The sequence below is a fragment of the Serratia surfactantfaciens genome, from assembly GCF_001642805.2.
Classification (GTDB): domain Bacteria; phylum Pseudomonadota; class Gammaproteobacteria; order Enterobacterales; family Enterobacteriaceae; genus Serratia; species Serratia surfactantfaciens.
Window position 1 is genome coordinate 939,878 of sequence record NZ_CP016948.1, and the last position, 24,809, is coordinate 964,686.

The 24,809-nt window shown below is 53.6% G+C and carries 20 protein-coding genes; 12 read left to right on the forward strand and 8 right to left on the reverse strand.

Annotation, left to right across the window (positions count from 1 at the left end; all coding sequences use genetic code 11):
* Positions 1 to 159: 159 nt before the first annotated feature.
* The 6 genes from cdd to metG all read right to left on the reverse strand — a co-directional run bounded on the left by cdd (position 160) and on the right by metG (position 7,077).
* On the reverse strand, positions 160 to 1,044 hold the full coding sequence (cdd, locus tag ATE40_RS04535) for a cytidine deaminase (protein ID WP_019454416.1): 885 nt from the start codon (positions 1,042 to 1,044) through the stop codon (positions 160 to 162).
* Positions 1,045 to 1,181: 137 nt separating this feature from the next.
* Positions 1,182 to 1,877 (reverse strand): CidB/LrgB family autolysis modulator, encoded by a 696-nt coding sequence (locus tag ATE40_RS04540; RefSeq protein WP_063919061.1) that lies wholly within the window; start codon positions 1,875 to 1,877, stop codon positions 1,182 to 1,184.
* Positions 1,874 to 2,281 (reverse strand): CidA/LrgA family protein, encoded by a 408-nt coding sequence (locus ATE40_RS04545; RefSeq protein WP_019454414.1) that lies wholly within the window; start codon positions 2,279 to 2,281, stop codon positions 1,874 to 1,876. The genes ATE40_RS04540 and ATE40_RS04545 overlap by 4 nt, the downstream gene beginning before the upstream one ends.
* Before the next feature lie 138 nt (positions 2,282 to 2,419).
* Positions 2,420 to 3,628 (reverse strand): MFS transporter, encoded by a 1,209-nt coding sequence (locus ATE40_RS04550; protein ID WP_063919062.1) that lies wholly within the window; start codon positions 3,626 to 3,628, stop codon positions 2,420 to 2,422.
* A gap of 131 nt (positions 3,629 to 3,759) precedes the next feature.
* A complete protein-coding gene (locus ATE40_RS04555) occupies positions 3,760 to 4,827 on the reverse strand; it encodes a sugar ABC transporter substrate-binding protein (RefSeq protein ID WP_063919063.1) in 1,068 nt (355 codons plus the stop codon).
* A 222-nt stretch (positions 4,828 to 5,049) separates the two neighbouring features.
* Positions 5,050 to 7,077 (reverse strand): methionine--tRNA ligase, encoded by a 2,028-nt coding sequence (gene metG / locus ATE40_RS04560; RefSeq protein WP_063919064.1) that lies wholly within the window; start codon positions 7,075 to 7,077, stop codon positions 5,050 to 5,052.
* Between the two features lie 159 nt (positions 7,078 to 7,236).
* On the opposite strand from metG, the gene apbC reads away from it, so the two are divergent.
* Positions 7,237 to 8,349 carry an iron-sulfur cluster carrier protein ApbC gene (gene apbC, locus ATE40_RS04565; RefSeq protein ID WP_019454410.1) on the forward strand — a complete coding sequence of 371 codons (1,113 nt, stop codon included), beginning with the start codon at positions 7,237 to 7,239 and terminating at the stop codon, positions 8,347 to 8,349.
* 48 nt (positions 8,350 to 8,397) lie between these two features.
* Here apbC and ATE40_RS04570 read toward each other — a convergent pair whose 3' ends face one another.
* Positions 8,398 to 9,027, reverse strand: a complete 630-nt coding sequence (locus ATE40_RS04570) for a phosphatase PAP2 family protein (protein WP_063919065.1) — start codon at positions 9,025 to 9,027, stop codon at positions 8,398 to 8,400.
* A 231-nt stretch (positions 9,028 to 9,258) separates the two neighbouring features.
* On the opposite strand from ATE40_RS04570, the gene udk reads away from it, so the two are divergent.
* The 4 genes from udk to dcuC all read left to right on the forward strand — a co-directional run bounded on the left by udk (position 9,259) and on the right by dcuC (position 14,012).
* Complete coding sequence (udk, locus tag ATE40_RS04575; protein ID WP_004938922.1) at positions 9,259 to 9,900, forward strand: uridine kinase; 642 nt, start codon at positions 9,259 to 9,261, stop codon at positions 9,898 to 9,900.
* A 125-nt stretch (positions 9,901 to 10,025) separates the two neighbouring features.
* Positions 10,026 to 10,607, forward strand: coding sequence for a dCTP deaminase (dcd, locus tag ATE40_RS04580; protein WP_019454407.1), 582 nt, complete (start codon positions 10,026 to 10,028; stop codon positions 10,605 to 10,607).
* A gap of 44 nt (positions 10,608 to 10,651) precedes the next feature.
* Entirely contained in the window at positions 10,652 to 12,484 is a 1,833-nt protein-coding gene (asmA, locus tag ATE40_RS04585; RefSeq protein WP_025159974.1) for an outer membrane assembly protein AsmA, read from the forward strand.
* 175 nt (positions 12,485 to 12,659) lie between these two features.
* The gene (gene dcuC / locus ATE40_RS04590) at positions 12,660 to 14,012 is read left to right on the forward strand and encodes an anaerobic C4-dicarboxylate transporter DcuC (RefSeq protein WP_025159973.1); all 1,353 of its coding nucleotides are present in this window, start codon (positions 12,660 to 12,662) and stop codon (positions 14,010 to 14,012) included.
* 30 nt (positions 14,013 to 14,042) lie between these two features.
* Here dcuC and ATE40_RS04595 read toward each other — a convergent pair whose 3' ends face one another.
* Positions 14,043 to 15,626 carry a TerC family protein gene (locus ATE40_RS04595; protein WP_019454404.1) on the reverse strand — a complete coding sequence of 528 codons (1,584 nt, stop codon included), beginning with the start codon at positions 15,624 to 15,626 and terminating at the stop codon, positions 14,043 to 14,045.
* A 618-nt stretch (positions 15,627 to 16,244) separates the two neighbouring features.
* Here ATE40_RS04595 and galU (ATE40_RS04600) point away from each other — a divergent pair.
* From galU (ATE40_RS04600) to ATE40_RS04625, 7 genes are all read left to right on the forward strand, one after another.
* Complete coding sequence (galU, locus tag ATE40_RS04600) at positions 16,245 to 17,141, forward strand: UTP--glucose-1-phosphate uridylyltransferase GalU (RefSeq protein ID WP_063919594.1); 897 nt, start codon at positions 16,245 to 16,247, stop codon at positions 17,139 to 17,141.
* Positions 17,142 to 17,194: 53 nt separating this feature from the next.
* Positions 17,195 to 18,088: a UTP--glucose-1-phosphate uridylyltransferase GalU gene (gene galU / locus ATE40_RS04605; protein WP_063919066.1), complete on the forward strand. Its 894-nt coding sequence runs from the start codon at positions 17,195 to 17,197 to the stop codon at positions 18,086 to 18,088.
* Between the two features lie 278 nt (positions 18,089 to 18,366).
* The gene (locus tag ATE40_RS04610) at positions 18,367 to 19,500 is read left to right on the forward strand and encodes a polysaccharide export protein (RefSeq protein WP_063919067.1); all 1,134 of its coding nucleotides are present in this window, start codon (positions 18,367 to 18,369) and stop codon (positions 19,498 to 19,500) included.
* A 15-nt stretch (positions 19,501 to 19,515) separates the two neighbouring features.
* Complete coding sequence (locus ATE40_RS23985; RefSeq protein ID WP_071892052.1) at positions 19,516 to 19,950, forward strand: arsenate reductase/protein-tyrosine-phosphatase family protein; 435 nt, start codon at positions 19,516 to 19,518, stop codon at positions 19,948 to 19,950.
* 12 nt (positions 19,951 to 19,962) lie between these two features.
* Complete coding sequence (gene wzc / locus ATE40_RS04615; RefSeq protein WP_063919068.1) at positions 19,963 to 22,137, forward strand: tyrosine-protein kinase Wzc; 2,175 nt, start codon at positions 19,963 to 19,965, stop codon at positions 22,135 to 22,137.
* Between the two features lie 217 nt (positions 22,138 to 22,354).
* The gene (locus ATE40_RS04620) at positions 22,355 to 23,476 is read left to right on the forward strand and encodes a glycosyltransferase family 4 protein (RefSeq protein ID WP_069168302.1); all 1,122 of its coding nucleotides are present in this window, start codon (positions 22,355 to 22,357) and stop codon (positions 23,474 to 23,476) included.
* A gap of 1 nt (position 23,477) precedes the next feature.
* Positions 23,478 to 24,806: a hypothetical protein gene (locus ATE40_RS04625; protein ID WP_063919069.1), complete on the forward strand. Its 1,329-nt coding sequence runs from the start codon at positions 23,478 to 23,480 to the stop codon at positions 24,804 to 24,806.
* Positions 24,807 to 24,809 lie beyond the last annotated feature (3 nt).

Below are 24,809 nucleotides of genomic sequence, written 5' to 3' on the forward strand. Positions count from 1 at the left end.
ATGTACAGCATTTGTTGCCAGATGATGAACCAGGTTGGCGTAATTATCGACAATCAAATGATTTTTTAACTAAATAAAGTGTCTACGGCGGCGTCGGGGCATTGTATTTGGCGGGCGGGGCTGTTAGCGGCGGAACCGGATGGCTCCGCCGTGGTGCGCTTAGAACGCGGTGCGGCTGACGTTCTGGCAGCCCAGCGCCGCCAGGGTGGCGCGGGTGGCGTCCCATTGGCTGATGATCGCGTCCTGCGGTTCGGCCAGCACGGCGCGGCGGATGTTCTGGCAGTCGCCGCCGGAGAGGTTCAGCAGGATCAGCGCGGCCTGCAGCGGCGGCAGGCTCGGGTTGAAGGCGGCGTTTTCCGCATAGCGGCCGGCGTAGATGTTGCCGTCTGCCGTTTCCAGCGCCACGCCGCTATGGGCGCGGCTGTATGGCGCGTGGCTTCGGTTGGCCGCCGCCAGCGCCGCTTGCGCCAACGCATCGTTCAACGCCAGCTGATGGCCGTGATCGACCTCGTCCATCAGCAGTGAGGCGACATCCAGATCTTTCGGGCCGAAGGCGTCCGGCAGATAGTCCGCCAGCGTGGCCGGCGCGCGACCCGGCAGGCGGATTTGCAGCTCGCCGCCGCTGTTCAGCTCATTCATAAACTGGCGGCAGTGGCCGCACGGCGTGTAGTTGACGGTGACCGAGGCCAGCGCTTTTTCGCCGCGCAGCCAGGCGTGCGTCACCGCACTCTGTTCCGCATGCACGGATTGCTGCAGTGGCGCGCCGCTGAACTCCATATTGGCGCCGAAATAGAGATTGCCGCTCTGCCCGCGCGCGATGGCGCCGACGTGGAAATGCGATATCGGGGTTAACGAGCAGGCCGCCGCCAGCGGCAGCAGAGCGAATGCCAGCGCGTCATCGTCCAGTCCGCAGCCTGAGCGGATCGCCGCCGCTTGCTCGGCCGTGAACATCGCCGGAAAGTCGGACGCGTCCAGATAGGGCTGCAGGGCGGATTGCAGTGTCGCGGGCAGTGCGCTGAAAGCGGTGTGAAAACGCGGATGCATAGAAGGTCTCTCTACAGGTTAACGGGATAACATTCTAGGCAGCGCGGCAACATTAAAGTGTGACCAATATCTCTTAATTGATGAAATCAATGCAATGAAATACATAAATGCGAGATGTATCGCAAGTTTAATCCTGTTTAACCGAACAGGTGCAGCAGCACCGGGAACAGAAATGGCGCCAGTAGTGAGGTGATGATGCCGCAGATCACCAGCGCCAGCGAGCCGAAGGCGCCTTCCTGGTAGTCCATCTCCGCGCAGCGCGCGGTGCCCAGCGCGTGAGATGCGGTGCCCATCGCCAGGCCGCGCGCCGAGTGGGTGGTGATTTTCAACAGGTTGAACAGCGTATGGCCGAACACGGCGCCGAGGATGCCGACGAAAATGACGCAGACCGCGCTGATCGCCGGAATACCGCCGAGCGAGTCCGCGACGGCCATGGCGATTGGCGTAGTGACCGATTTCGGCAGAATAGAAGCGGCGATTTCCGGCGTAGCGCCCAGCCACAGGGCGATGGCGCCGCCGCTGATCATGGCGGTCAGGCTGCCGATGAAGCACACCGCGATAATCGACTTCCAGCGCGCGCGAATTTGGTGCAGCTGCTCATACAGCGGGAAGGCCAGCGCGACGACCGCCGGCTGCAGCAGATCGTTGAGGATCCTGCTGCCCTGAAAATAGCGCTCATAGGGGATACCGGTGAGCAGCAGCAGCGGGATGATCACCGCCATGGACACCAGCAGCGGGTTGAGCAGCGGCATGTTCAGTTTGCGCGCCAGCCAGCGCGCGGCGAAATAGACCGCCAGCGTCAGCGGCAGCGACCACCAGATTTCATGGATCATGGGTTGCCCTCCGTATCGTCGGGCTTACCGACGATGCGGCGCTCGCGGTGGAAATAATGTGAGGTATAGCCGACCACCACCAGCACCATCAGCGTGCTGATGAGGCAAGAGATAACCAGCGGGCCCAGGTGCGCCACGATCTGGTCGTAGTATTTCATGACCCCGACGCCGATCGGCACGAACAGCAGCACCATATAGCGGATCAGTAAATGGCAGCCGGGTTTAACCCACTTGGCCGGCAGGATCTGGGTGGAAAGCAGGGCGAACAGCAGCAGCATGCCGAGGATGCTGCCGGGAATGGCGAACGGCAGCAGCGCCGCCAGCGCGTTGCCGACGAACAGACAAAGGTAGATGAGGAGCAGGGCCCTGAGGTATTTCCAGCAGAGTGTGAGCACGTTGGCCATTGTCTTTTCCCGTTTAACTGATGCATTCATCATACAATTAAACTGTGAGCCATGCCACAGATCGCACCATGAATTCTCGCTATGGCCGCCATGCACGATCGTTGGGTTGACAGCCTGGATTAAGTGTAGCGCGCCGGATTAAGGTGCATCTTCAGCCGTCGTCGCCTGTTCCGCCAGCCGATGGCCGAGGAAGAAAAACAGCAGGCTGAGCAGCGCGGCGACGATCAGCATCACGAACATCAACGGCGGCGCGGCGTAGCTGAGCAGCACCCCGCACAGCACTGGGTTGATGGCGCCGCCCAGCGCGCTGAGGTTCTGTACCCCATAGTAGCTGCCTTTCAGGTGCGGCGGCGCGATAAAGTCGATGAACATGTATTCCACCGGGATAACGATGATTTCGCCGAGGGTAAACACCGCCATCGCCGCCAGCCACAGCCAGACCGCCTCGCCGGCGACCATAAAGCCGAGCAGCCCGACGATGAAAAACAGCGTGCCCAGCGCCAGCCAGCGCAGCATGTTTTCCTGGCGCATGCCGCGACTGAGCAGGTATTGCAGGGCGATGACGATGCTGGCGTTGACGATCATCACCAGCCCGATGATTTTGTAGGCGAACTCGGCGCTGGAAACGGTGATCAGGTACTGCGACAGATAGCCGGTGAACTGTCCGAACACCACGGCGCCCAGGGTGCTGCCGAGGGTGAAGTAGATCAGCCGGCGATCGCTGCGCAAGATGGTCAGCGTCTGGCGGAAGTTGGGTAGTGAGGCTGATGCGGCGATAGGGGCTGCGTGCTGTTCCCGCCCGCGCAAGCGCAGGCTCAGCGCCGCCACCGTCGCCAGCGCCAACCCACCCGACAGGTAAAACGGCAGCAGCGGGTTGAGGCCGGCCACCAGTACGCCGAGCGCCGAGCCGATCGCCCAGCCGACGTTGACCAGAGTGTAGTTGATTGAGAAAGCCTTGATGCGCTGCTCGACCGGCAACCAGTCGGCGAAGCAGGCCTTGATGGTGATGCTCAGCACCGAATAACAGGTGTGCAGGATCGCCAGCACCACGATCACGCCGCCGGGGCGCGGGATCCAGGGAATGGCGAAGAAGCTGAGCGCAAACAATAAAATCGACAGCAGGATCAGGCGATTTTTGCTGAATTTGTCCACCAGATAGCCGCCGTACAGGCTGGCGATGATGCCGAGGGTGAGGCTGATGCCCAGGATCACGCCCACGCTCTTCGGCAACAGGTGGAAATGCTCGGTAAGGTAGATGGTGATGAACGGCAGCGTGACGCTGCGACCGATGGTCAACACCAGCGAACTGGCCAGCAGCACGTTAATCTGCGAGGGGAATCCCTTCATTCGAAACCTGTTTATGCATACAGTTATTAGGCGATGCAAATAACATAGCGCATTTTGGCGGGGACGGAAGGTGGAGGCCGATAATTAGTTGAAAAACAGAGGCTGCGTCGGCAGCCCCGTGAAAAACAGCATTATTTACCGTGTTCTGCCTGCAGCGTGGCGAACCACGGCTGAACGAAATCGCTGCTGCTGCCCCAGCCGGGGATGATCTTCGCCAGGCCGGCGACGTTGACCGGCCCCGGCTGCGCCAGTAACAGCGCTTGCGGAATGACCGTCGCTTTGAACTGGTAGTTGTCCGGCGTGCTTTCTCCGGCGATTTTGTTGGCCACCAGGCGCAGGTTGATCGCGCCGATCAGTTTCGGATCCACCGCGACGCTGACCTGCCACGGGCTGTCGGCCTCACGCATCAGCTGCAAGTCCTGGTTGGAGATATCGATACTGTACAGTTTGATTTCGGTGCGTCCGTTCTCTTTCAGCGCCTTGTAAGCCCCTTGGGTAAAGGCATCCCAGGTGCCCCAGATGGCGTCGATCTTGCCTTTCGGGTATTTCGCCAGCACCGCGCCCACCTTGTTGGCGGTATCGCCCTGTACGTCGGATGAGACCGCGCCGATCGATTCCAGCTCATGAATGCCCGGATGCTGTTTCAGCAACTGCTGATAGGCGGCCTGGCGGCGCTCCATCGGCGGGAAGCCGGCCACCCAGAGTTTGATGATGTTGGCCTGGCCGTTGAAATCTTTCACCAGCTGGCCGAAGGAGGCGTTGGCCAGCGAAGCGTCGTCCTGCTGCGAGACGGTGATGCCGGGAATGCTGCCGCTGACGTCGGTATCGAAAGCCGCGACGGCGATGCCGGCCGCCGCGAGGCGTTTGACCAGATCGGTGGAATAGGGGGCTCGCCCCTGCGAGAGAATGACGCCGTCATATTTCTGGCTGATGGCCTGGTTGACGAAGTCCTGGAAGCGCGCGTCGTCGCCGTTGCTGAGAAAGGTATCCACCTTGAAGCCCAGTTTGCGCCCTTCCTGAATGGCGCCCGCCAGAAATTGCGTGGTGTTGTCGTCGGAACCGAGATTACGGATCACCGCGATGCGCACCGGCCCCTGATGCTGAGCGATGGCAACCGGCACGGCGGCCTGTTCCGCCGCCTGCAGCGGCAGAGCGGACAGCAGGCTGAGGGCGAGCAGCGAAGTCTTGAGATTTTTCATTATTATAGGCTCCAAAAAGGCAGGGAAACGGTCCCGGCGAAGGTCTGTTATAGCAGTCTTTCTGTCTGGACGTCTATTTGTTGTTTCGGAGCATCATAGCCGGATGCGGCGGGCCTGGGAATCAGCGCGGTTATGACTTTTTCTTAATGCTTATAACTCTGAGTTTGGGGCAATAAAAAAGGGCCGAGCAAGCTCGACCCTTGAAACCGCGCGTTAGTGCGATTACTTGACCTGCATGCCAGGCTGCGCGCCGCTGTCCGGGCTCAGCAGGAAGATCTCTTTCCCGCCAGGGCCCGCCGCCATCACCATGCCTTCTGACACGCCGAAGCGCATTTTGCGCGGCGCCAGGTTGGCGACCATGATGGTCAGACGGCCTTCCAGCGCCTTCGGATCCGGGTAAGCGGAGCGAATGCCGGAGAAGATCTGGCGCGATTCGCCGCCCAGATCCAGCTGCAGCTTCAGCAGCTTGTCGGAGCCCTCGACGAAGTCGGCGCTCTTGATCAGTGCGATGCGCATGTCTACCTTGGCGAAGTCGTCGAAGGTGATGGTTTCCTGGATCGGATCATCGGCCAATGGACCGGTCACCGGTTTGGCGGCGGCCATGTCCTCCTTCGAGGCGTTGACCATCTCGCTGACCTTGTCCAGATCGATGCGGTTGAACAGCGCTTTAAATGCGTTTACCTGGTGACCCAGCAGCGGCTGCGGGATCGTGTCCCAGCTCAGCTCGGCGTTGAGGAACGCTTCGGCGCGTTCGGTCAGCGAAGGCAGCACCGGCTTCAGGTAAGTCATCAACACGCGGAACAGGTTGATGCCCATCGAGCAGATGGCCTGCAGATCGGCGTCGCGGCCTTCTTCCTTCGCCACTACCCACGGTGCCTGCTCATCCACGTAACGGTTGGCCAGATCGGCCAGTGCCATGATCTCGCGGATCGCGCGGCTGAACTCGCGGCCGGCGTAGGCTTCGGCGATGCTCTGCGCCGCGTCGACGAAGGTCTGGTACAGCGCCGGATCGGCCAGGCTGTCGGCCAGCTTGCCGTCGAAGCGCTTGTTGATAAAGCCGGCGTTGCGTGAAGCCAGGTTCACCACCTTGTTGACGATATCGGCGTTTACGCGCTGTACGAAGTCTTCCAGATTGAGATCGATGTCATCAATGCGTGAAGAGAGCTTGGCGGCGTAGTAATAGCGCAGGCAGTCGGCGTCCAGATGCTGCAGGTAGGTACCGGCCTTGATGAAGGTGCCGCGCGACTTGGACATCTTGGCGCCGTTCACCGTCACGTAGCCGTGCACGAACAGGTTGGTCGGTTTGCGGAAGTTGCTGCCTTCCAGCATCGCCGGCCAGAACAGGCTGTGGAAGTAGACGATGTCCTTGCCGATAAAGTGATACAGCTCGGTGGTGGACTCTTTGCGCCAGAATTCGTCGAAGTCCAGATCGCCGCGCTTGTCGCACAGGTTCTTGAAGGAACCCATATAACCGATCGGCGCGTCCAGCCAGACGTAGAAGTATTTGCCCGGCGCATCCGGGATTTCAAAGCCGAAGTAAGGCGCATCGCGGGAGATGTCCCACTGCTGCAGGCCGGATTCGAACCACTCCTGCATTTTGTTCGCCACCTGCTCTTGCAGCGCGCCGGAGCGCGTCCACGCCTGCAACATTTCGCTGAAGGCCGGCAGATCGAAGAAGAAGTGTTCGGAGTCGCGCATCACCGGCGTCGCGCCGGAAACCACGGACTTCGGATCGATCAGTTCCGTCGGGCTGTAGGTGGCGCCGCACACTTCGCAGTTGTCGCCGTACTGATCCGGCGATTTGCATTTCGGGCAGGTGCCTTTCACGAAACGGTCCGGCAGGAACATGCCTTTCTCCGGATCGTAAAGCTGAGAAATGGTGCGGTTCTTGATAAAACCGTTTTCTTTCAGGCGGCTGTAAATCAGGGTGGACAGCTCACGGTTTTCGTCGCTATGGGTCGAATGGTAGTTGTCATAGCTGATGCCAAAGCCGGCGAAATCCTGTTGGTGCTCCTGGCTCATCTCCGCGATCATTTCTTCCGGTTTGACGCCCAGTTGCTGCGCTTTCAGCATGATCGGCGTGCCGTGCGCGTCGTCCGCGCAGATGAAATGCACTTCGTGGCCGCGCATTCGTTGGTAACGCACCCAGATATCCGCCTGGATGTGCTCGAGCATGTGGCCGAGATGGATGGAACCATTTGCGTACGGTAGCGCGCACGTCACCAATAATTTTTTCGCGACTTGAGCCATAGTGAGAACTTGCTTTCTGTAATGAATAAAAGGGCCTTCGATGTTAACCGATCGCGCCCTTCGCTGCTAGGGCGGTTTCTTACAGGTTATACGCGCCAGCTACCGGGCAGTTCTGATATGCTTAGCCGGAAGCGACTCATTCAAAATCAAGGAGCCGGGATGAACGCAAAATCCCCTGAGCAGACCAACCCCGAAGTTCTGCGCGCCCTGGTGACCGGTGTACTGGCCGCCTTTGAACACCCGACGTTGAAAAACAACCTGACTGCGCTGAAGGCTATTCATCACTGCGCATTATTGGACGATGTACTGCATATCGAACTGACGATGCCGTTTGCCTGGCAGAGCGGCTTTGAAGCGCTGCAGGCGAGCGTCGGCCCTGAGCTGCTGCGCGTGACCGGCGCCGCCGCCATCGACTGGAAGTTGAAACACGACATCACGACGCTGAAACGCGCCAACGGCCAGGCTGGGATCAAAGGCGTGCGCAACATCATCGCCGTCAGCTCCGGCAAAGGCGGGGTGGGGAAATCCAGCACCGCCGTCAACCTGGCGCTGGCGCTGGCCGCCGAAGGCGCCAAGGTCGGTATCCTTGACGCCGACATTTACGGCCCGTCAATCCCGAACATGCTGGGCACCGAACATGAGCGACCGACCTCGCCGGACGGTCAGCACATGGCGCCAATCATGGCGCACGGCCTGGCGACCAACTCCATCGGTTACCTGGTGACCGACGACAACGCCATGGTGTGGCGCGGCCCGATGGCCAGCAAGGCGCTGATGCAGCTGCTGCAGGATACGCTGTGGCCGGATCTGGATTACCTGGTGCTGGACATGCCGCCGGGCACCGGCGACATCCAGCTGACGCTGTCGCAGAACATTCCGGTGACCGGCGCGCTGGTGGTCACCACGCCGCAGGATATCGCCTTGCTGGATGCCGCCAAGGGCATAGTGATGTTCGAAAAAGTGCACGTGCCGGTGCTAGGCATTGTCGAGAACATGAGCGTGCATATCTGCAGCAACTGCGGCCACCATGAGCCGATCTTCGGCACCGGCGGCGCCGAGAAGCTGGTGCAGAAATACCACAGTCGTCTGTTGGGTCAGATGCCGCTGCATATCTCGCTGCGTGAAGACCTGGATCGCGGTACGCCGACGGTGATCAGCCGCCCGGACAGCGAATTCGCCGAGATGTATCGCCAGCTCGCCGGCCGCGTAGCCGCGCAGATGTACTGGCAGGGCGAGGCGATCCCGACGGAGATTGCGTTCCGCGCGCTGTAATTTGCCTGGAATAATGATGAAAGAACCCGGCTTAAGCGCCGGGTTTTTTTATGGGGTATGGGTAGGCTTGTGCAGATCCGCACGGGTATAAGGGCGTTCGATCTGCGCCAGCGTTTTGGCGATATGCTCCAGCAATCCCTGGGTGGGAGCCGGTTGCCGGTGCCCCACCAGCGCCAGCGGCAAGGCCAGTGCGATGACAAGGTGGGGCCAGGAGAGGCGTGGGCGAGCCTTGGCGCGTTGCAACCACAGGAACAGGGCGCTGGCCAGGTAGCCTAAAATCAGCCCGCTGATCACCTCGGATACCGAGTGCACGCGAATTTCCAGCCGCGACACGCCGATAGCGAAAGGCAATATCCATCCGGTCAATAGCGCAAGGCTGCGCACCGGATGGGAAAACCGGCCGCTCAACGCCCAGAGCAGCGGCGGCCAGATGCTGGCGGCGAGAGCCGAATGGCCGCTGAATCCGGTGAAGTCATAACTTGCGTTACCAATACCCCAGCCCATAAAGGCCAGTTTGGACAGACAGACCACCCCGCCGGTGAAGCCGAAGATCAGCGCCCACTGCCAGCCTGCCGCACGGGTGGCGGAAGACGTGAGCAGCAATAGAAACAGAATCAGCGCGCAGGGCAACAGCAGCATGCTGTCGCCGAAAAAAGTCAGAAAATACCAATCCAGCACATCACTCTCCGATGAAAGACTACGGGGTCCAGAAGTCAGCGCTGGAGTTTAACCTGTTGCCGGGCATTGCCCTAGCCGTGAGATTCTTAAAATACCACCTTGCCGATAAGACGCGATAGCCCGAATTCGCCGGTCGTCGCGCAATATACAGTGGCGCAAACCCCGACGACTCCCTATAATTGTCGCGTTTTAGTTCCCCCCTTCACATTACGAAATCAGGTCTTTAATTTTATGACTGACAATCCGCATCAGTGCGTCATTATTGGTATAGCTGGCGCATCTGCCTCCGGAAAAAGCCTTATTGCCAGCACGTTGTACCGCGAACTCCGCGAACAGGTCGGCGATGAGCACATCGGCGTTATTCCAGAAGACAGTTACTATAAAGACCAGACTCACCTGACCATGGAAGAACGGGTCAAAACCAACTATGACCACCCGAGCGCCATGGATCACAATCTGCTGTTCCAGCATCTGCAGATGCTGAAGGCCGGCAAAGCGATCGAACTGCCGCTGTACAGCTACACCGAACACACGCGCAAGAAAGAAACCGTTCATCTGGAACCTAAAAAAGTGATCATTCTGGAAGGGATCTTGCTGCTGACGGATATTCGTTTGCGCCAGGAGATGAACTTCTCGATCTTTGTCGACACGCCGCTCGATATCTGCCTGATGCGCCGTATGAAGCGCGACGTCAACGAGCGCGGCCGCTCGATGGATTCGGTGATGGCGCAATACCAGAAGACCGTGCGCCCAATGTTCCTGCAGTTTATCGAACCTTCCAAACAATACGCCGATATCATCGTCCCGCGCGGTGGCAAAAACCGCATCGCGATCGATATTCTGAAAGCCAAAATCAGCCAATTCTTTGAATAATGCCGCTTAATGGCCGGAAATGTGCATTTCCGGCCGACGGCCAACTATTTGCAGCCCGGCGTAGACCTTTCGCCCGTTGTGTGGCAATTTTTGTTTAGTTACGCGTTTTGATGGAGAAGAAACACATGAGACTGTGCGACCGCGATATAGAAGCCTGGCTGGATAGCGAGAAACTGGTTATTTCCCCGCGTCCGCCGCTCGAACGCATCAACGGGGCCACAGTAGATGTCCGTTTGGGCAATCAGTTCCGCGTGTTCAGTGGCCATACCGCGCCTTTTATCGATCTCAGCGGGCCGAAAGATGAAGTCAGCGCTGCGTTGGATCGCGTGATGAGCGACGAAATTGTCCTGCCGGAAGGCGAGGCGTTTTTCCTCCATCCCGGTGAGCTGGCCCTGGCGGTGACGTTCGAATCCGTGACGCTACCGGATGATCTGGTGGGTTGGCTCGACGGCCGTTCTTCCCTGGCGCGTCTGGGATTGATGGTGCACGTCACCGCGCACCGCATCGACCCGGGCTGGCATGGGCGCATCGTGCTGGAGTTTTACAACTCCGGCAAGCTGCCGCTGGCGCTGCGGCCGGGGATGCTGATCGGCGCCTTGAGTTTTGAGCCGTTGTCCGGCCCGGCGGCCCGGCCGTACAACAGCCGCCAGGACGCAAAATATCGCGATCAGCAGGGCGCAGTAGCCAGTCGAATCGACAAGGACTAACGGCGCGGGATGCACCGTCGGTGTGGCGCTGACAAGAGGGTGGCATGAGAAGATTACTGACGACATTGGCGATTTTACTGGTGGTAGTGGTGGCGGGGATGTCCGCACTGGTGCTGCTGGTGAATCCGAATGATTTTCGCGGTTACATGGTCAAGAAGGTCGAGCAGAAAAGCGGTTATCAGCTGACGCTCGAAGGCGATCTGCGTTGGCATATCTGGCCGCAGCTCAGCATTTTGGCCGGGCGCATGACGCTGACTGCGCCGGGCGCCAAGGCGCCGGTGGTCAGTGCGGAAAACATGCGCCTCGATGTCAAACTGTTGCCTCTGTTGTCGCATCAGCTGTTTGTGAAACAGGTGATGCTGAAAAACGCCGTCATTCGCCTCACGCCCGACAGTGAAGAACATTCGCAGGTGGATGCGCCGATAGCTCCGGCCGGCAGCGGCACTGACGCGGCAGATGCGGCCTGGAAGTTTGATATCGATGACTTGCGGGTCGTGGACAGCCTGCTGATTTGGCAGCGCGCCGACAACGATCAAATCAATGTTCGGGACATCAATCTCACCCTGCAGCAAACGGCGAAACGGCAGGCGCAGCTTGAACTGTCCAGCCGGGTCAACCGCGATCAGCGTGACCTGACCTTCAGCATGGCGGCCGATGTCGACCTGCAGCAGTTCCCACACCAGATCGGCGCCAAAGTGACCCAGTTCAATTATCAACTGGCCGGGGCGGACATTCTTAACGGCGGCATTCAGGGCGAGGGCAATGCCCAGGTAGTCTATCAACAGACGCCGGCGCAGATTGCCGTCAGCCAACTGAACGTCAGCGCCAACAACAGCCAGTTGGCCGGCGATATCAGCGCCACGCTGGGGGCGGTGCCGGGCTATGTGGTGAATCTCAATTCGGCTAACCTCGATCTCGATGCGCTTTCCGGCTGGCAATCCAGCAGCAATACTGCCGAGCAACCGGCCGTGACTGCCGCCCCGGTGATCGCGAGCCAGGTTGACGATCGGCAGCAGAATTTAGAGGCGCTGCGCGATTTCAATGCGCAGTTGAACCTGCAAGCGGCGCAGTTGACCTATCGCGGCATGAACGTCACCCAATTGGCCGTTACCGCGGACAACCAACGCGGTCTGTTGACGCTGCATAAGCTTGCCGGGCAATTGGCTGGCGGGGATTTCTCCTTGCCAGGATCGCTGGATGCGCGCGGCAATAAACCGGTCATCAGCGTGCAGCCGACGCTGAACCAGATTGAGCTGGGTACGGTGCTCAAAGCCTTCGACATGCCGCAGATGCTGACCGGCAAGTTCAGCATGAAAGGGGATCTGACCGGCGATCGCCTCTCTTCACAGTCATTTGAGCACCGCTGGCGTGGTACGGCGCAGCTGGCGATGCAGGATGCGCAACTGCACGGTTTGAACATCCAGCAGCTGATCCAACAGGCCGTGGCGCGCAATGACAACAGCGTGCGCGGTCAAGACAGCTATCAGCGCTATACCGAAGTCAAAAGCGTTTCGGCGCAGGCTACCCTGAACCAGGGCACGGTCAAACTCAGCGGCCTGACGGCGGATTCGCCTTTGCTGGCGCTGACCGGCACCGGCAGCATCGATATGCCGGGCAAACAGTGTGATATGGCGCTTAACGTGCGCGTCACCGGCGGTTGGCAAGGGCGCGGCGAGCTGATCGAACAGCTACAAAAAACGCCGATCCCGCTGCGGGTCTACGGGCCGTGGCAACAGCTGAATTATCAATTGCAGGTCGATCAGGTGCTGCGTAAAACGCTGCAGGATCGGGCCAAGGATGCGCTGAACAAGTGGGCTGAAAAGAACAAGGATTCGCGCGAAGGCCAGGATCTGAAAAAGCTGCTCGACAAACTCTAATCATCCCTGATGCGGGCCGTCTTGTGGCCCGCATCAATATCGACATTTCCCGTGAATATTTCCCTCCGTTACCTTGATGAAGGTCATGAAGACCCGCGCTCAGTTTGTGCAAAGTAAGGGCCTGTTCTGCTATGACTATGCGCCTGAGCGCGAAAACATGACGAGTTGAGGAAACATGATAGAGCTTCTTATTGGCGCCTTAGTAGCGGCGGGCGTGGGCCGTTACATCATCAAGGGGTATTCCGCCACCGGCGTCTTGATGGTGGGAGGGCTGCTGCTGCTCGGCATCAGCGCCCTGATGGGGAAAACGCTGCTGCCGTCCGGCGCTGCGTCTACCGGCTGGCGCGCGACCGACATGATCGAGTACGTCAAGATCTTGCTGATGAGCCGCGGCGGCGATCTGGGTATGATGATCATGATGCTGTGCGGCTTTGCCGCCTACATGACGCATATCGGTGCCAACGACGTGGTCGTCAAGCTGGCCTCGCGCCCTTTGCAGATGATCAACTCGCCTTATCTGCTGATGGTGGCGGCGTACTTTGTCGCTTGCCTGATGTCGCTGGCGGTTTCTTCCGCCACCGGCCTTGGCGTATTGCTGATGGCGACGCTGTTCCCGTTGATGGTGAACGTCGGCATCAGCCGTGGCGCGGCGGCAGCCATTTGCGCTTCGCCGGCGGCGATTATTCTGGCGCCAACCTCCGGCGACGTGGTGTTGGCGGCCAAGGCGGCGGAGATGCCGCTGGTGGACTTCGCGTTCAAAACCACGCTGCCGATCTCGATCGCCGCTATCGTCTGCATGGCTGTGGCGCACTTTTTCTGGCAGCGTTATCTCGACAGAAAGGGCAATGAACAGCATCACATCATGGACGTCAGCGAGATCAAAACCCATGCACCGGGGTTCTACGCGCTATTGCCGTTTACGCCTATCCTCGGTGTGTTGATCTTTGACGGCAAGTGGGGTCCGGAGCTGCACATCATCACCGTGTTGGTAGGGTGCATACTGTTGGCGGCAGCGATCGAGTTTCTGCGCAGCTTCAGCGCCAAACAGGTATTCAGCGGCCTGGAAGTGGCCTATCGCGGCATGGCGGACGCTTTCGCCAGCGTGGTGATGCTGCTGGTGGCTGCGGGCGTCTTCGCGCAAGGGTTGAGCACCGTTGGCTTTATCAGCGGATTGATCGGGCTGGCGCAGTCGTTCGGCACCGGTGGTTTGATCATGATGCTGGTCTTGGTGGTAATCACCATGCTGGCGGCGATGACCACCGGCTCCGGCAATGCGCCGTTTTACGCGTTTGTCGAACTGATCCCGAAACTGGCGGCGCAGATGGGCGTGAATCCGGCCTATCTGGTGATCCCGATGCTGCAGGCGTCTAACCTCGGCCGCACGCTGTCGCCGGTCTCAGGCGTGGTGGTGGCGGTTTCCGGCATGGCGAAAATCTCGCCGTTTGACGTGGTAAAACGCACATCGGTGCCGGTGATTGTCGGATTGGTGGTGGTGATCGTGGCGACGGAGCTGCTGGTTCCCCAGTAAAGAAAGGCCGGGCAATGCCCGGCCTCAATGTTAAACCTCGTAGTCCTCCGGTGGGGGAGGCGGGGTGATCTTCACTTTCAGGATGCGGTGGCTGTTGACCTCCAAAGGTTCGAACTGGTAGTCACCGATCTTGATTTGCTCGCCTTCTTGCGGCACGCGCTGGCTGTGCTCCATCAGCAGCCCCGCCAGCGTGTGGTATTCGCGCTTTTCTTCCAGCGGCATCGGCAGATACAACACCAGATCCTCCAGCGGCATATAGCCGTTGGCAATCCAGCTGCCGTCTTCGTTTTGCTGAATGTCGTGGCGTGCGTCCACCTCTTCGCCGGCCTCCGGCAGGTTGCCGGCAATGGTTTCCATCACGTCCGTCAGGGTGACGATACCTTCGACCGAGCCAAACTCATCGACCACAAAAGCGAAGTGCGTCTGCGCCTGACGGAATTGCTCCAGGGCGCTTAACAGCGTGAGCTGTTCCGGGAAGATCAGCGGTTGGCGTATCAGCGCACGCAGATCCAGCGGTGCCTGCGCCAACTGCTGTTTGAGGACGTCGATGGTGTGGATCACACCCAGCGGTTCGTCGCTAGCGCTGCTTTCCACCACCACGATACGCGTGTGTTGATTACGTTCCAGCAATTGTGTCAGCTTTTCCTGCGGATCGTTCAGCTCAAGATATTCGACGTCATGACGCGAGGTCATGATGCTGCTGACCGTGCGCTGCGCCATGCCCAGCACGCGTTCGATCATGCGCCGCTCCTGCTGGTTAAAGATCTCGCCGTTTTCACTATCGCTGTCCGCCAGCAGGTTGGCCGAATGGCTGTCGACTTCTGCTTCTTCATGTTTACCGCTCAGCATGCGCAACACCGCCTCGGCGGTACGTTCGCGCAGCGGCCGCACCTTTGACAGGAAGCGGCGGCGGTTGAACTGCGCCAGTTGGTTCAAGGCTTCGATCATCACCGAGAAGCCGATCGCCGCGTAGAGGTAGCCTTTCGGAATGTGATAGCCGAAGCCCTCCGCCACCAGGCTGAAGCCGATCATCAGCAGGAAGCTCAGGCACAGGATGACGATAGTCGGGTGAGCGTTGACGAAGCGCGTCAACGGTTTGCTGGCCAGCAGCATCAGGCCGATGGCGATACAGACCGCGATCATCATCACCGCCAGGTGGTCTACCATGCCGACCGCGGTGATCACCGAGTCGAGTGAGAAGACGGCGTCCAGCACCACGATCTGCGCCACTACCGGCCAGAAACGCGCGCCTTTGCGTGTGCCGTGCTGCTCTTCATCCTTGCCTTCCAGCCGCTCGTTCAGCTCCATGGTGGCTTTGAACAGCAGGAATATCCCGCCGACCAGCATGATCAGATCGCGGCCGCTGAAGGGGTGCTCCGCAACGATGAACATCGGTTTGGTCAGCGTCGCCAGCCACGAGATGGAGGCGAGCAGCGCCAGACGCATCACCAACGCCAGCAGCAGGCCGACGACTCGAGCCTTATCTCTTTGTTGTTTTGGTAGTTTATCCGCCAGAATGGCGATGAAGACAAGGTTGTCTATACCCAGAACGATTTCCAGCACGACCAAGGTGGCCAGGCCGGCCCAAATTGTTGGATCAGCGATCCATTCCATACGCCCAATTTCACCTGTAAGTTCTACGGCTTATGCCGCAGGGGAATGATGGGCGCTGAGGCGGCAAAATTCAACTTTAATCCGGGACATGTCGACAAAAACGGGCGTTGCAAGACTTTGCGCAACAAATATTGTCCGCCGATACTGGGCATGAAAGCAGCGTGCGGTATCAGGCTGTTTTTGCCGGAATATGCCCCGCTCATAAAAAGAACGTCTCTATAAATCTATTTAAATCAAAATATTAAAATGTCTCTCCTCGTCAGGGACTCGTTACGGTATGTGGCATGAGTAGTCTTATTCTGAAAACGGCAGGCTGGGGGGATCTAAGGCTTGTATCACTTGGACATTAGTATAAGAATCCTAGCCATATAAACGTCAGTAACTAACATTGTTTGGTTATAAAGGCTCCAGTTTTTTTATTGTTTTGTGAGCGGTGCGGCAATCCAGATTAATCGCAAATGCCGCTTTACAAAAAGTGATTTGGCTCACGGGGTGACGTGAGTGAAAACGTCAATAACAGTACTTTGGTAGCTGCAAGCCAAGGGCGGTAGCATGCTTGATGAGTGTTCCCTTTTTACTTGCCGCGGGGATGCAGCGCCACGATGAATTGGAATGAAAATGCAGAAAAGACTCAAGGCAGTGATTCCTGTAGCGGGCTTGGGAACCCGAATGTTGCCGGCAACCAAAGCCATCCCTAAAGAAATGTTGCCGGTGGTCGATAAGCCCTTAATTCAGTACATCGTCAGTGAGTGCGTAGCGGCGGGCATCAAAGATATCGTTTTGGTTACCCACTCATCAAAAAATGCGATTGAAAACCATTTCGATACCTCCTTTGAACTGGAGGCGATGCTCGAAGCGCGCGTGAAGCGTCAGTTGTTGGCCGAAGTAAAAAGCATTTGCCCACCGGATGTGACCGTGATGCAAGTGCGCCAGGGGCAGGCGAAAGGGCTGGGACATGCTGTATTGTGCGCCAAGCCGATGGTAGGTGATTCTCCTTTCGTGGTGCTGCTTCCGGATGTTTTGCTGGATGATGCAACCGCGGATCTGCGCACGGAGAATCTGGCCAGAATGCTCCAGCGTTTCGACGAGACGGGATTCAGCCAGATTATGGTTGAACCGGTGCCGGAACAGGATGTGTCCAAATACGGCGTAGTTGACTGCGCCGGCGTGACGATCGCTGCAGGTGAAAGCGCGCCGATGACGGCGGTAGTAGAGAAGCCGGCTCGCGAGGATGCGCCTTCCAATCTGGCGGTTGTGGGTCGTTATGTGCTTTCTGCCGATATTTGGCCATTGCTTGAAAAGACGCCACCCGGCGCAGGCGATGAGATCCAACTGACCGATGCGATCGCGATGTTGATGGAAGATCAAACGGTGGAAGCGTTCCATATGAGCGGCAAGTCGCATGATTGCGGCGACAAACTTGGCTATATGAAGGCGTTTGTGCAATATGGATTGCGCCACGGTTCGGAAGGCGAGAACTTCAGCCGCTGGCTTAAGCAGACATTGAACAAGTAACAGGCTGTTGCCACTGCGGCTGAAAGTGATCATCAGATTGAATGAGGTCTACCATGACGAAGTTGAAAGCGGTTATTCCTGTGGCAGGGCTAGGTATGCGTATGCTTCCGGCGACCAAGGCGATTCCGAAAGAAATGTTGCCGATCGTAGATAAACCGCTGATTCAATACATTGTCAATGAATGTGTTGCTGCCGGGATCAAAGAGATCATCTTGGTGACGCATTCTTCCAAGAACGCCATCGAAAACCATTTTGATACCTCATTCGAATTGGAGGCGATGCTAGAGGCTCGTGTGAAACGGCAGCTGTTGGATGAGGTGCAGTCGATAACGCCACAAGGCGTCACGCTGATGCATATCCGCCAGGGGCAGCCAAAGGGGCTGGGCCACGCGGTGCTCTGTGCTAAACCCCTGGTCGGTGATTCGCCATTTGTCGTTCTATTGCCGGATATCTTGCTGGATGACGCAAAAGCCGATTTGAAGAAAGACAATCTGTCACACATGATTGCGCGCTTTGAACAGACCGGCCTGAGCCAGGTGTTGGTTCAGATGGCGGATGAACACGTCCTGCATGACTATTCTGTGGTGCAGTGTGAAGCCAGCAGTCTGGCTCCCGGCGAAAGTGCTCGTATCACGTCGATTATCGAAAAACCGGCGCCGGAAACCAAGTTGGAATCCAACTACTCGGCGGTGGGACGTTATGTGTTGTCAGCGGATATTTGGCCTCTTCTGGAGACGACCAAACCGGGAGCCTGGGGGCGTATTCAACTGACTGATGCGATTGCCGAATTGTTGAAACACAAACCGGTAGAGGCAACAGAGTTGGTTGGGGAGTCGTTCAACTGTGGTGAAAAACTGGGGTACTTGCGTGCTTTTGTCACATACGGTTTGCGTCATCCTACTCAGGGCAAAGCTTTCCGGGAATGGGCTGAACGGCTTTCATTATAAATACGTTTGGCTGGAATGTCGTGCCAGTCATAGCGCTTTCCAAATTCACCTCTCTCTGTGCGTATTGAGGTAATCGTGCGCTATTGCGAGGTAATTGTGTAATAATGCTTTTAGGCCATTTCTAGCATAGCATATTGGGATTCAACGTGGGCTCAATGAAAGTTTAATCAGTATTGAAACTAATCGACAAACTCTTTTCTGAGTACAACGGCCTGTGCCAGGGAGGGTCGGGGGGCTCAGTACAGCAAACTTTTTAATTTGATAGTGATGATAATTCGATGGCAAATAAACAGTGGAAACTGATACCGCTCTTGGTATCGATCAGTGTGATCAGCGGTTGTACAATCGTGCCTGGTTCTCACCTTTCAACTAGTGGGAAAGAGCTTGTAAAACAGCAAGATAGTGATTTCGATATTGACAATCTGGTTAATGTCTATCCAATGACGCCTGGTTTGGTTGAGAAAATGAGGCCTAAACCAGTTGTTGCGCAACCAAACTCGTCATTGGAGCGTGAATTGCAAAATTACGAATACCGGATTGGTATCGGCGACGTGTTAATGGTGACTGTCTGGGATCACCCTGAACTGACTACACCTGCGGGGCAATATCGCAGTGCTAGCGACACGGGTAACTGGGTGAATTCGGACGGTACAATTTTTTACCCGTATATCGGTAAGATAAAAGTCGCCGGTAAAACGATGAGCCAAGTCAGAAATGAGATCGCAGGACGATTGGCGCAATACATCGAAAGCCCGCAGGTTGATGTGAGCATCGCCGCTTTCCGTTCTCAAAAAGCGTATGTTACGGGGGAAGTAGCAAAGTCAGGACAGCAACCGATCACGAACGTTCCCCTCACTGTGATGGATGCAATCAATGCTGCTGGCGGGCTTTCAGAAAATGCAGACTGGCGTAATGTCATTCTGACACATAATGGAAAGGAACAGCGAATCTCCTTGCAAGCTTTGATGCAAAGGGGGGATTTGACGCAAAATCACCTACTTTATCCGGGCGACATCCTTTACATTCCCCGTAATGACGATCTGAAAGTTTTCGTTATGGGGGAAGTGAAAAAACAAACAACGCTGAAAATGGATCGCAGCGGTATGACACTAACGGAAGCATTAGGTAATGCTGAAGGGATGGATCAGAACTTTGCCGATGCGACGGGGGTGTTTGTTATTAGGCCATTACGTGGTATGGAAGGTAAAAAGCTGGCCAATATCTACCAACTTAATGCATCTGATGCTACTGCGATGGTAATGGGGACTGAGTTTCATCTTCAGCCATATGACATCGTATACGTAACTACCGTACCGATTGCTCGTTGGAATCGCGTTGTCAGCCAATTGCTACCGACTATCGTTGGTTTCAACAACCTGACCGAAGGTACGCAACGTATTCATAATTGGTAGTTAAGGTAAAATATGATGTTTGATTCTATTCTGGTTGTTTGCGTTGGCAACGTATGCCGTTCTCCTACAGGAGAACGGTTGTTGAAGGAAAAACTGCCCCAAAAGAAAATTGCCTCTGCCGGGATTTCTGCTTTGGTGGGTAAGCCTGCTGATGCTCAGGCTGCAGAGGTAGCTAGAAAGCATGATTTGTCATTAGACAATCACCAAGCACAACAACTAACAGCTGCATTGTGCCGTGAATATGATCTGATATTAGTCATGGAAAAGGGACATGTTGATGCTGTCTGCAGACTAGCCCCCGAAGTCAGAGGCAAAACAATGCTATTTGCCCATTGGCTGGGTCAACAAGATATCCCTGATCCTTATCGCAAAAGTTCTGAGGCTTTTGAATTCGTCTATAGCCTACTAGCTGAAGGTGCTCAGAAGTGGGCGCTAGCATTAAATCGCTAAACAGAGATTACAATGATTGATAAAAACCGAACGAGTTCCTTGGCAAGTAAGGAAAATGACGAGATCGATTTTGGACGGCTGTTAGGGACGCTAGTCGATCACAAATGGTTAATTGTTGGTATAACATCATTATTTGCCGTCATTGGCATTATATATAGTCTTTTTGCGACACCTATATATCAGGCTGATGCAACTGTTCAGGTCGAGCAAAACGAAGGTAACATGCTGGTAAGTAACCTGTCCCAAATGTTGCCTAACTCTTTGCCAGCATCATCTACAGAGATTGAACTGATTTCCTCTCGCATGATCGTCGGGAAAACTGTCGAAGATCTCCATTTAGATACTGTTGTCACTCAGAAGTATTTTCCGATTTTTGGCCGCGGTTGGGCAAGGCTCATGGGCGATAAACCGGGACAGGTTGCCTTATCCAGACTCACTGTAGCTGAGCCTCTAGTCGAGAGTTCTATCGAGCTGGAAGTTATTGATGATCAAAACTACGTCGTTACCGTAGATAAAGATAAAATCCTTCAAGGTAAAGTTGGCCAATTGGAGAATGCAGGTGGCGTCTCTATGTTGGTGAGCGAAATCTCAGCGAAGCCAGGAACTGTCTTTAATGTCAAGAAGCTAACAACGCTGGCAGCAACGGTACAACTTCTTGACGATCTTACAGTAGAAGACAAAGGTAAGGACACGGGTGTTCTTTCACTAACCCTGATGGGTGATGATCCTGTCCTAATCAGAAGAATTATTGAAAGTATCAGCAATAATTACTTGATCCAAAATGTTGAGCGTAAATCTGAAGAGGCGGCAAAAAGCCTTGCTTTTTTAAAGGAACAATTACCGCAGGTTCGCGATTCTTTAAATATGGCAGAAGACAAATTAAACAGTTTCCGCCAAGCTAACGATTCTGTTGATCTGTCTTTGGAAGCAAAGTCTGTTCTTGATACTATTGTCGGGGTTGAGGCTCAGCTTAATGAGTTGACTTTCAAAGAATCTGAAATTTCGAAATTATACACAAAAGAGCACCCAGCTTATCGTGCATTATTGGAAAAAAGGGCAACCCTACAAAAGGAAAAAGATAAGTTAAACCAGCGCGTTAGTAAGATGCCGCAAACGCAGCAGGAGATCTTGCGCTTAACTCGTGATGTTGATGCTGGTAAAGAAATTTACATGCAGTTGCTCAACCGTCAGCAAGAACTTTCGATAACGAAAGCAAGCACTGTGGGTAATGTCAGAATCATTGATACCGCTGTCACTCAACCGAAACCGGTTAAGCCGAAGAAGACGTTAATCGTTGTCATCTTTACGCTGCTTGGCGGGATCGCTTCCGTTGCCGTAGTATTGCTGAAAAGCGTTCTGCATCGAGGTATTGAAAGCCCAGAACAGCTGGAAGACCAAGGCATTAACGTTTATGCAAGTATTCCGTTGTCTGAGTGGCAACAGAAAAAAGATATAGAGACGTTGATGCGCGGCAATAAAAAAACCAACACGCGTTCAAAAACGTTGTTGGCGGTTGGGAACCCTGCGGATTTGGCGATAGAGGCAGTACGAAGCTTAAGAACCAGCTTACATTTCGCTATGCTTGAAGCTAAAAATAATGTTCTGATGGTTTGTGGTGCAAGCCCAAACATTGGTAAAACCTTCGTTAGCATCAACTTGGCCGCTGTCATTGCTCAGGCTGGACAACGTGTTTTAGTCATTGATGCTGATATGCGTAAGGGCTATTCACACTCATTGTTGAATACCGATTGGCATAATGGTTTATCTGATATTTTATCCGCTCAGACCACAATGGCTAACAGTGTCCGCAAAACAGAAATTGAAAACTTAGATTTTATTCCGCGTGGACAGATACCGCCCAATCCTTCAGAGTTGCTCATGGGGTCACGTTTCAATGAGCTGATTGACTGGGCTAGTAAGAATTATGATATCGTGATGATTGATACACCACCTATTCTAGCAGTTACTGATGCCGCTATTATAGGGCACAGGGCGGGTACTAGTCTGATGATCGCACGTTTCGCATCCAACACGGTCAAAGAAATAGAGGTGAGTATTCGCCGCTTTAATCAAAATGGCATAGATGTTAAAGGGGTTATTCTTAATGCTGTTGAGAAGCGGGCTAGCAGCTACTATGGTGATTATGGCTACTATCAATATGAGTATCGTTCAAACGATAAAGCATAGTAGTTAGCAACACATCAGTGCCATACCGGGAGACCGGTATGGCATATGTTCATATATTTGCTATTTGTAATAAGAAAAATGGATGTAATTGGCAAATATATGCATTTATAAACACATTCGACTAATTTCTTAAACCTGTCTTCATTTTGGATGATTTTTTATTACCATTCGGACGACAGTTGAATGTTTATATAGAATATTTAAGGTGTATAAAAAAATGAAGATAATGATGATCAATACACTTTATCATCCTTATAAGGTTGGAGGCGCAGAGGTATCTGTGCAGTTATTAGCTGAAAAACTCGCTAATATGGGGCATACAGTAAACGTTGTTACATTGCATAACAAATTCGAGCGAGAATGTAAAACCATTAATAATGTAATGGTGACTTATTTGCCTCTCAGGAATGTCTATTGGCCATATGGTGGAGATAATGTGTCACCATGGAAAAAAATAGTATGGCATGCAAAAGATCAGTACAATTTCGCAATGAAGCATGCGGTGAAAGAGGAAATAAAAAACTTTCTTCCAGATGTTGTGCATACCAATAACCTGGGCGGTTTTTCAATTTCTGCGTGGGATGCGGTAAAAGAGTGTAAGGTAAAACTGGTTCATACCGCGAGAGATTATTATCTCTTTCATCCTAACTCGACCCTGTTTAAACATGGCAAGGTGATGAGCACGTCAGAATTGAGTGTGAGATTTTTCTCATTTTTTAAAAAGTGGAAGAGCAAAGCTGTTTTCAGTTTTGTTGGAATCAGTCGTTATATTTCTGATTTGCATACTGCAAACGGATTTTTTAATGAGGATAGATGTTCGGTTATCTATAATCCGATAGAACCGCTTCGCTTTGAAAACAGAGAAAGTTCAACTTTTAGAGTCGGATTTATAGGTCGCCTTACTAGCGATAAAGGATTTGATGAATACTGTCATCTTGCAGATGAATATAAGAATAGGACAGATGTCAAGTTTTATGCGGCAGGTAGGTTTAATGGCGATGAAGGTAATGCCATGAAAAATTTGGCAGAAAAATCAAATGTTGAACTGCTTGGTTTTATTGCGGTAGAAGAATTTATGGCAAATGTGGATGCAGTTATACTGCCAACAAAATGGAATGAGCCATTTGGGCGTTCAGTTGCGGAATGTGCACTTTCTGGGAAGATTGTCTATACTAATTTCATGGGGGGGATTTCAGAAATAGCAGCCATGAATAGTAATGTTAGGCCGCTAAACTCTTTCAAAGTTGAGGGTAGACGCACACACAAAGAACGCAGCGTTGTGGAGAGTTTTGATATTGATAATATCGCGAAACGATATGTAGAGGTTTACAACAACTAAAATGAACACATCAACCTCAAAGATATTTATATTTTTTATTCTGACATACTTGGCACTAGCTTCATTAAATGGGCTAGTTACAATTTTTGCTTATAACACTACTCGTTTGATCTTGCTCTATAAAGATTTCTTCTCGATAGTATTTCCGCTGTTGATGATTTTCTTTTTTGTTGCAAATGGATATAAGGCAGGTAGGCAGTTCACCACATTGATGCTAACGCTTTTAGCGATTTGCTTTTTTATCTTTTCATATATTTTGGCTACCTTACTCTTTTCAAAGTTTGATATGGCACGGATTGCTATACAGTTTCGAGTTGAACTCTTCGCAATTTCGGCAATATTGATCGCAGCGTTAGCTAGTATGTTTAGCACCGAAGAGAAAAAAAACATAGTATCTGTTTTTATCAAGTTTTATATTATTTTTTGTTCGATTAATGCTTTAGCCACTATTACTGAGTTCTTCTCGGCAGGTCTTATTTTCCAGGTTCTGGGGTTCAATCCTGGCCCGATGCTAACCGCGTTTGGTAAAGACAATGGCCTTGTTTTACGCACTACAGATGGTTATTTAAGAGCTCTGGGCTTATTGACAACACCTTTCAGCCTCAGTGAATATCTTTTCTTTGGGCTAGCTCTTGCCTCATTTGTTTCAGCCAAGCGAAGAGTGCTATTTACATTCTTAATGATCGCAGGCATTCTTTGCTCTACATCAAAAACAGCTTTCGTGATGATGGTAATTTATGTTCTTTATATGATTATTAATAGACTTGTCTCGAATCAGAGATCGTTGAGATTAATTACTTGGATTACTGTTGTTGTTTCTATTGTTTTTTTCCTTTCCGTTACTAACACATTTATATATGAGGTGTTTTCTTCAAAGGAAAACACATACGCCGAAAACAGTATTTTCTTGCGCATTCTTTATATTGAGCAAGTGTTGGATTCTGCCTACTCTATTTATTTTGGCTCTGGTTATGCTGTGAACGGCAGTGGCATGGTTGGGGTTGACGATAATACAACGGCGATTCCGCTAGACAGTTTGTATATTTACCTTCTCTCAAATTATGGATTTGTTGGTGTACTGGTATTTGTTTTCGGTGCTTTGTTACTGCTGGTGAGTTTATATAAAAAGACATCTAGCGTATTGCCACACGGCGTCTATTTGTACTGGTTGATATCATTGCTAACAAACTTTGCCTATAATAATCCATTTACCAACTATCCTGGCTATATATTCCCGATAATAATAACTGCGCTTTTAATTTCACTTAAACCGGAAGAATACTCCCATGAGGAGGGCAGTGCTAATCCAGTTTATACAAAAGTGAGTTAACTA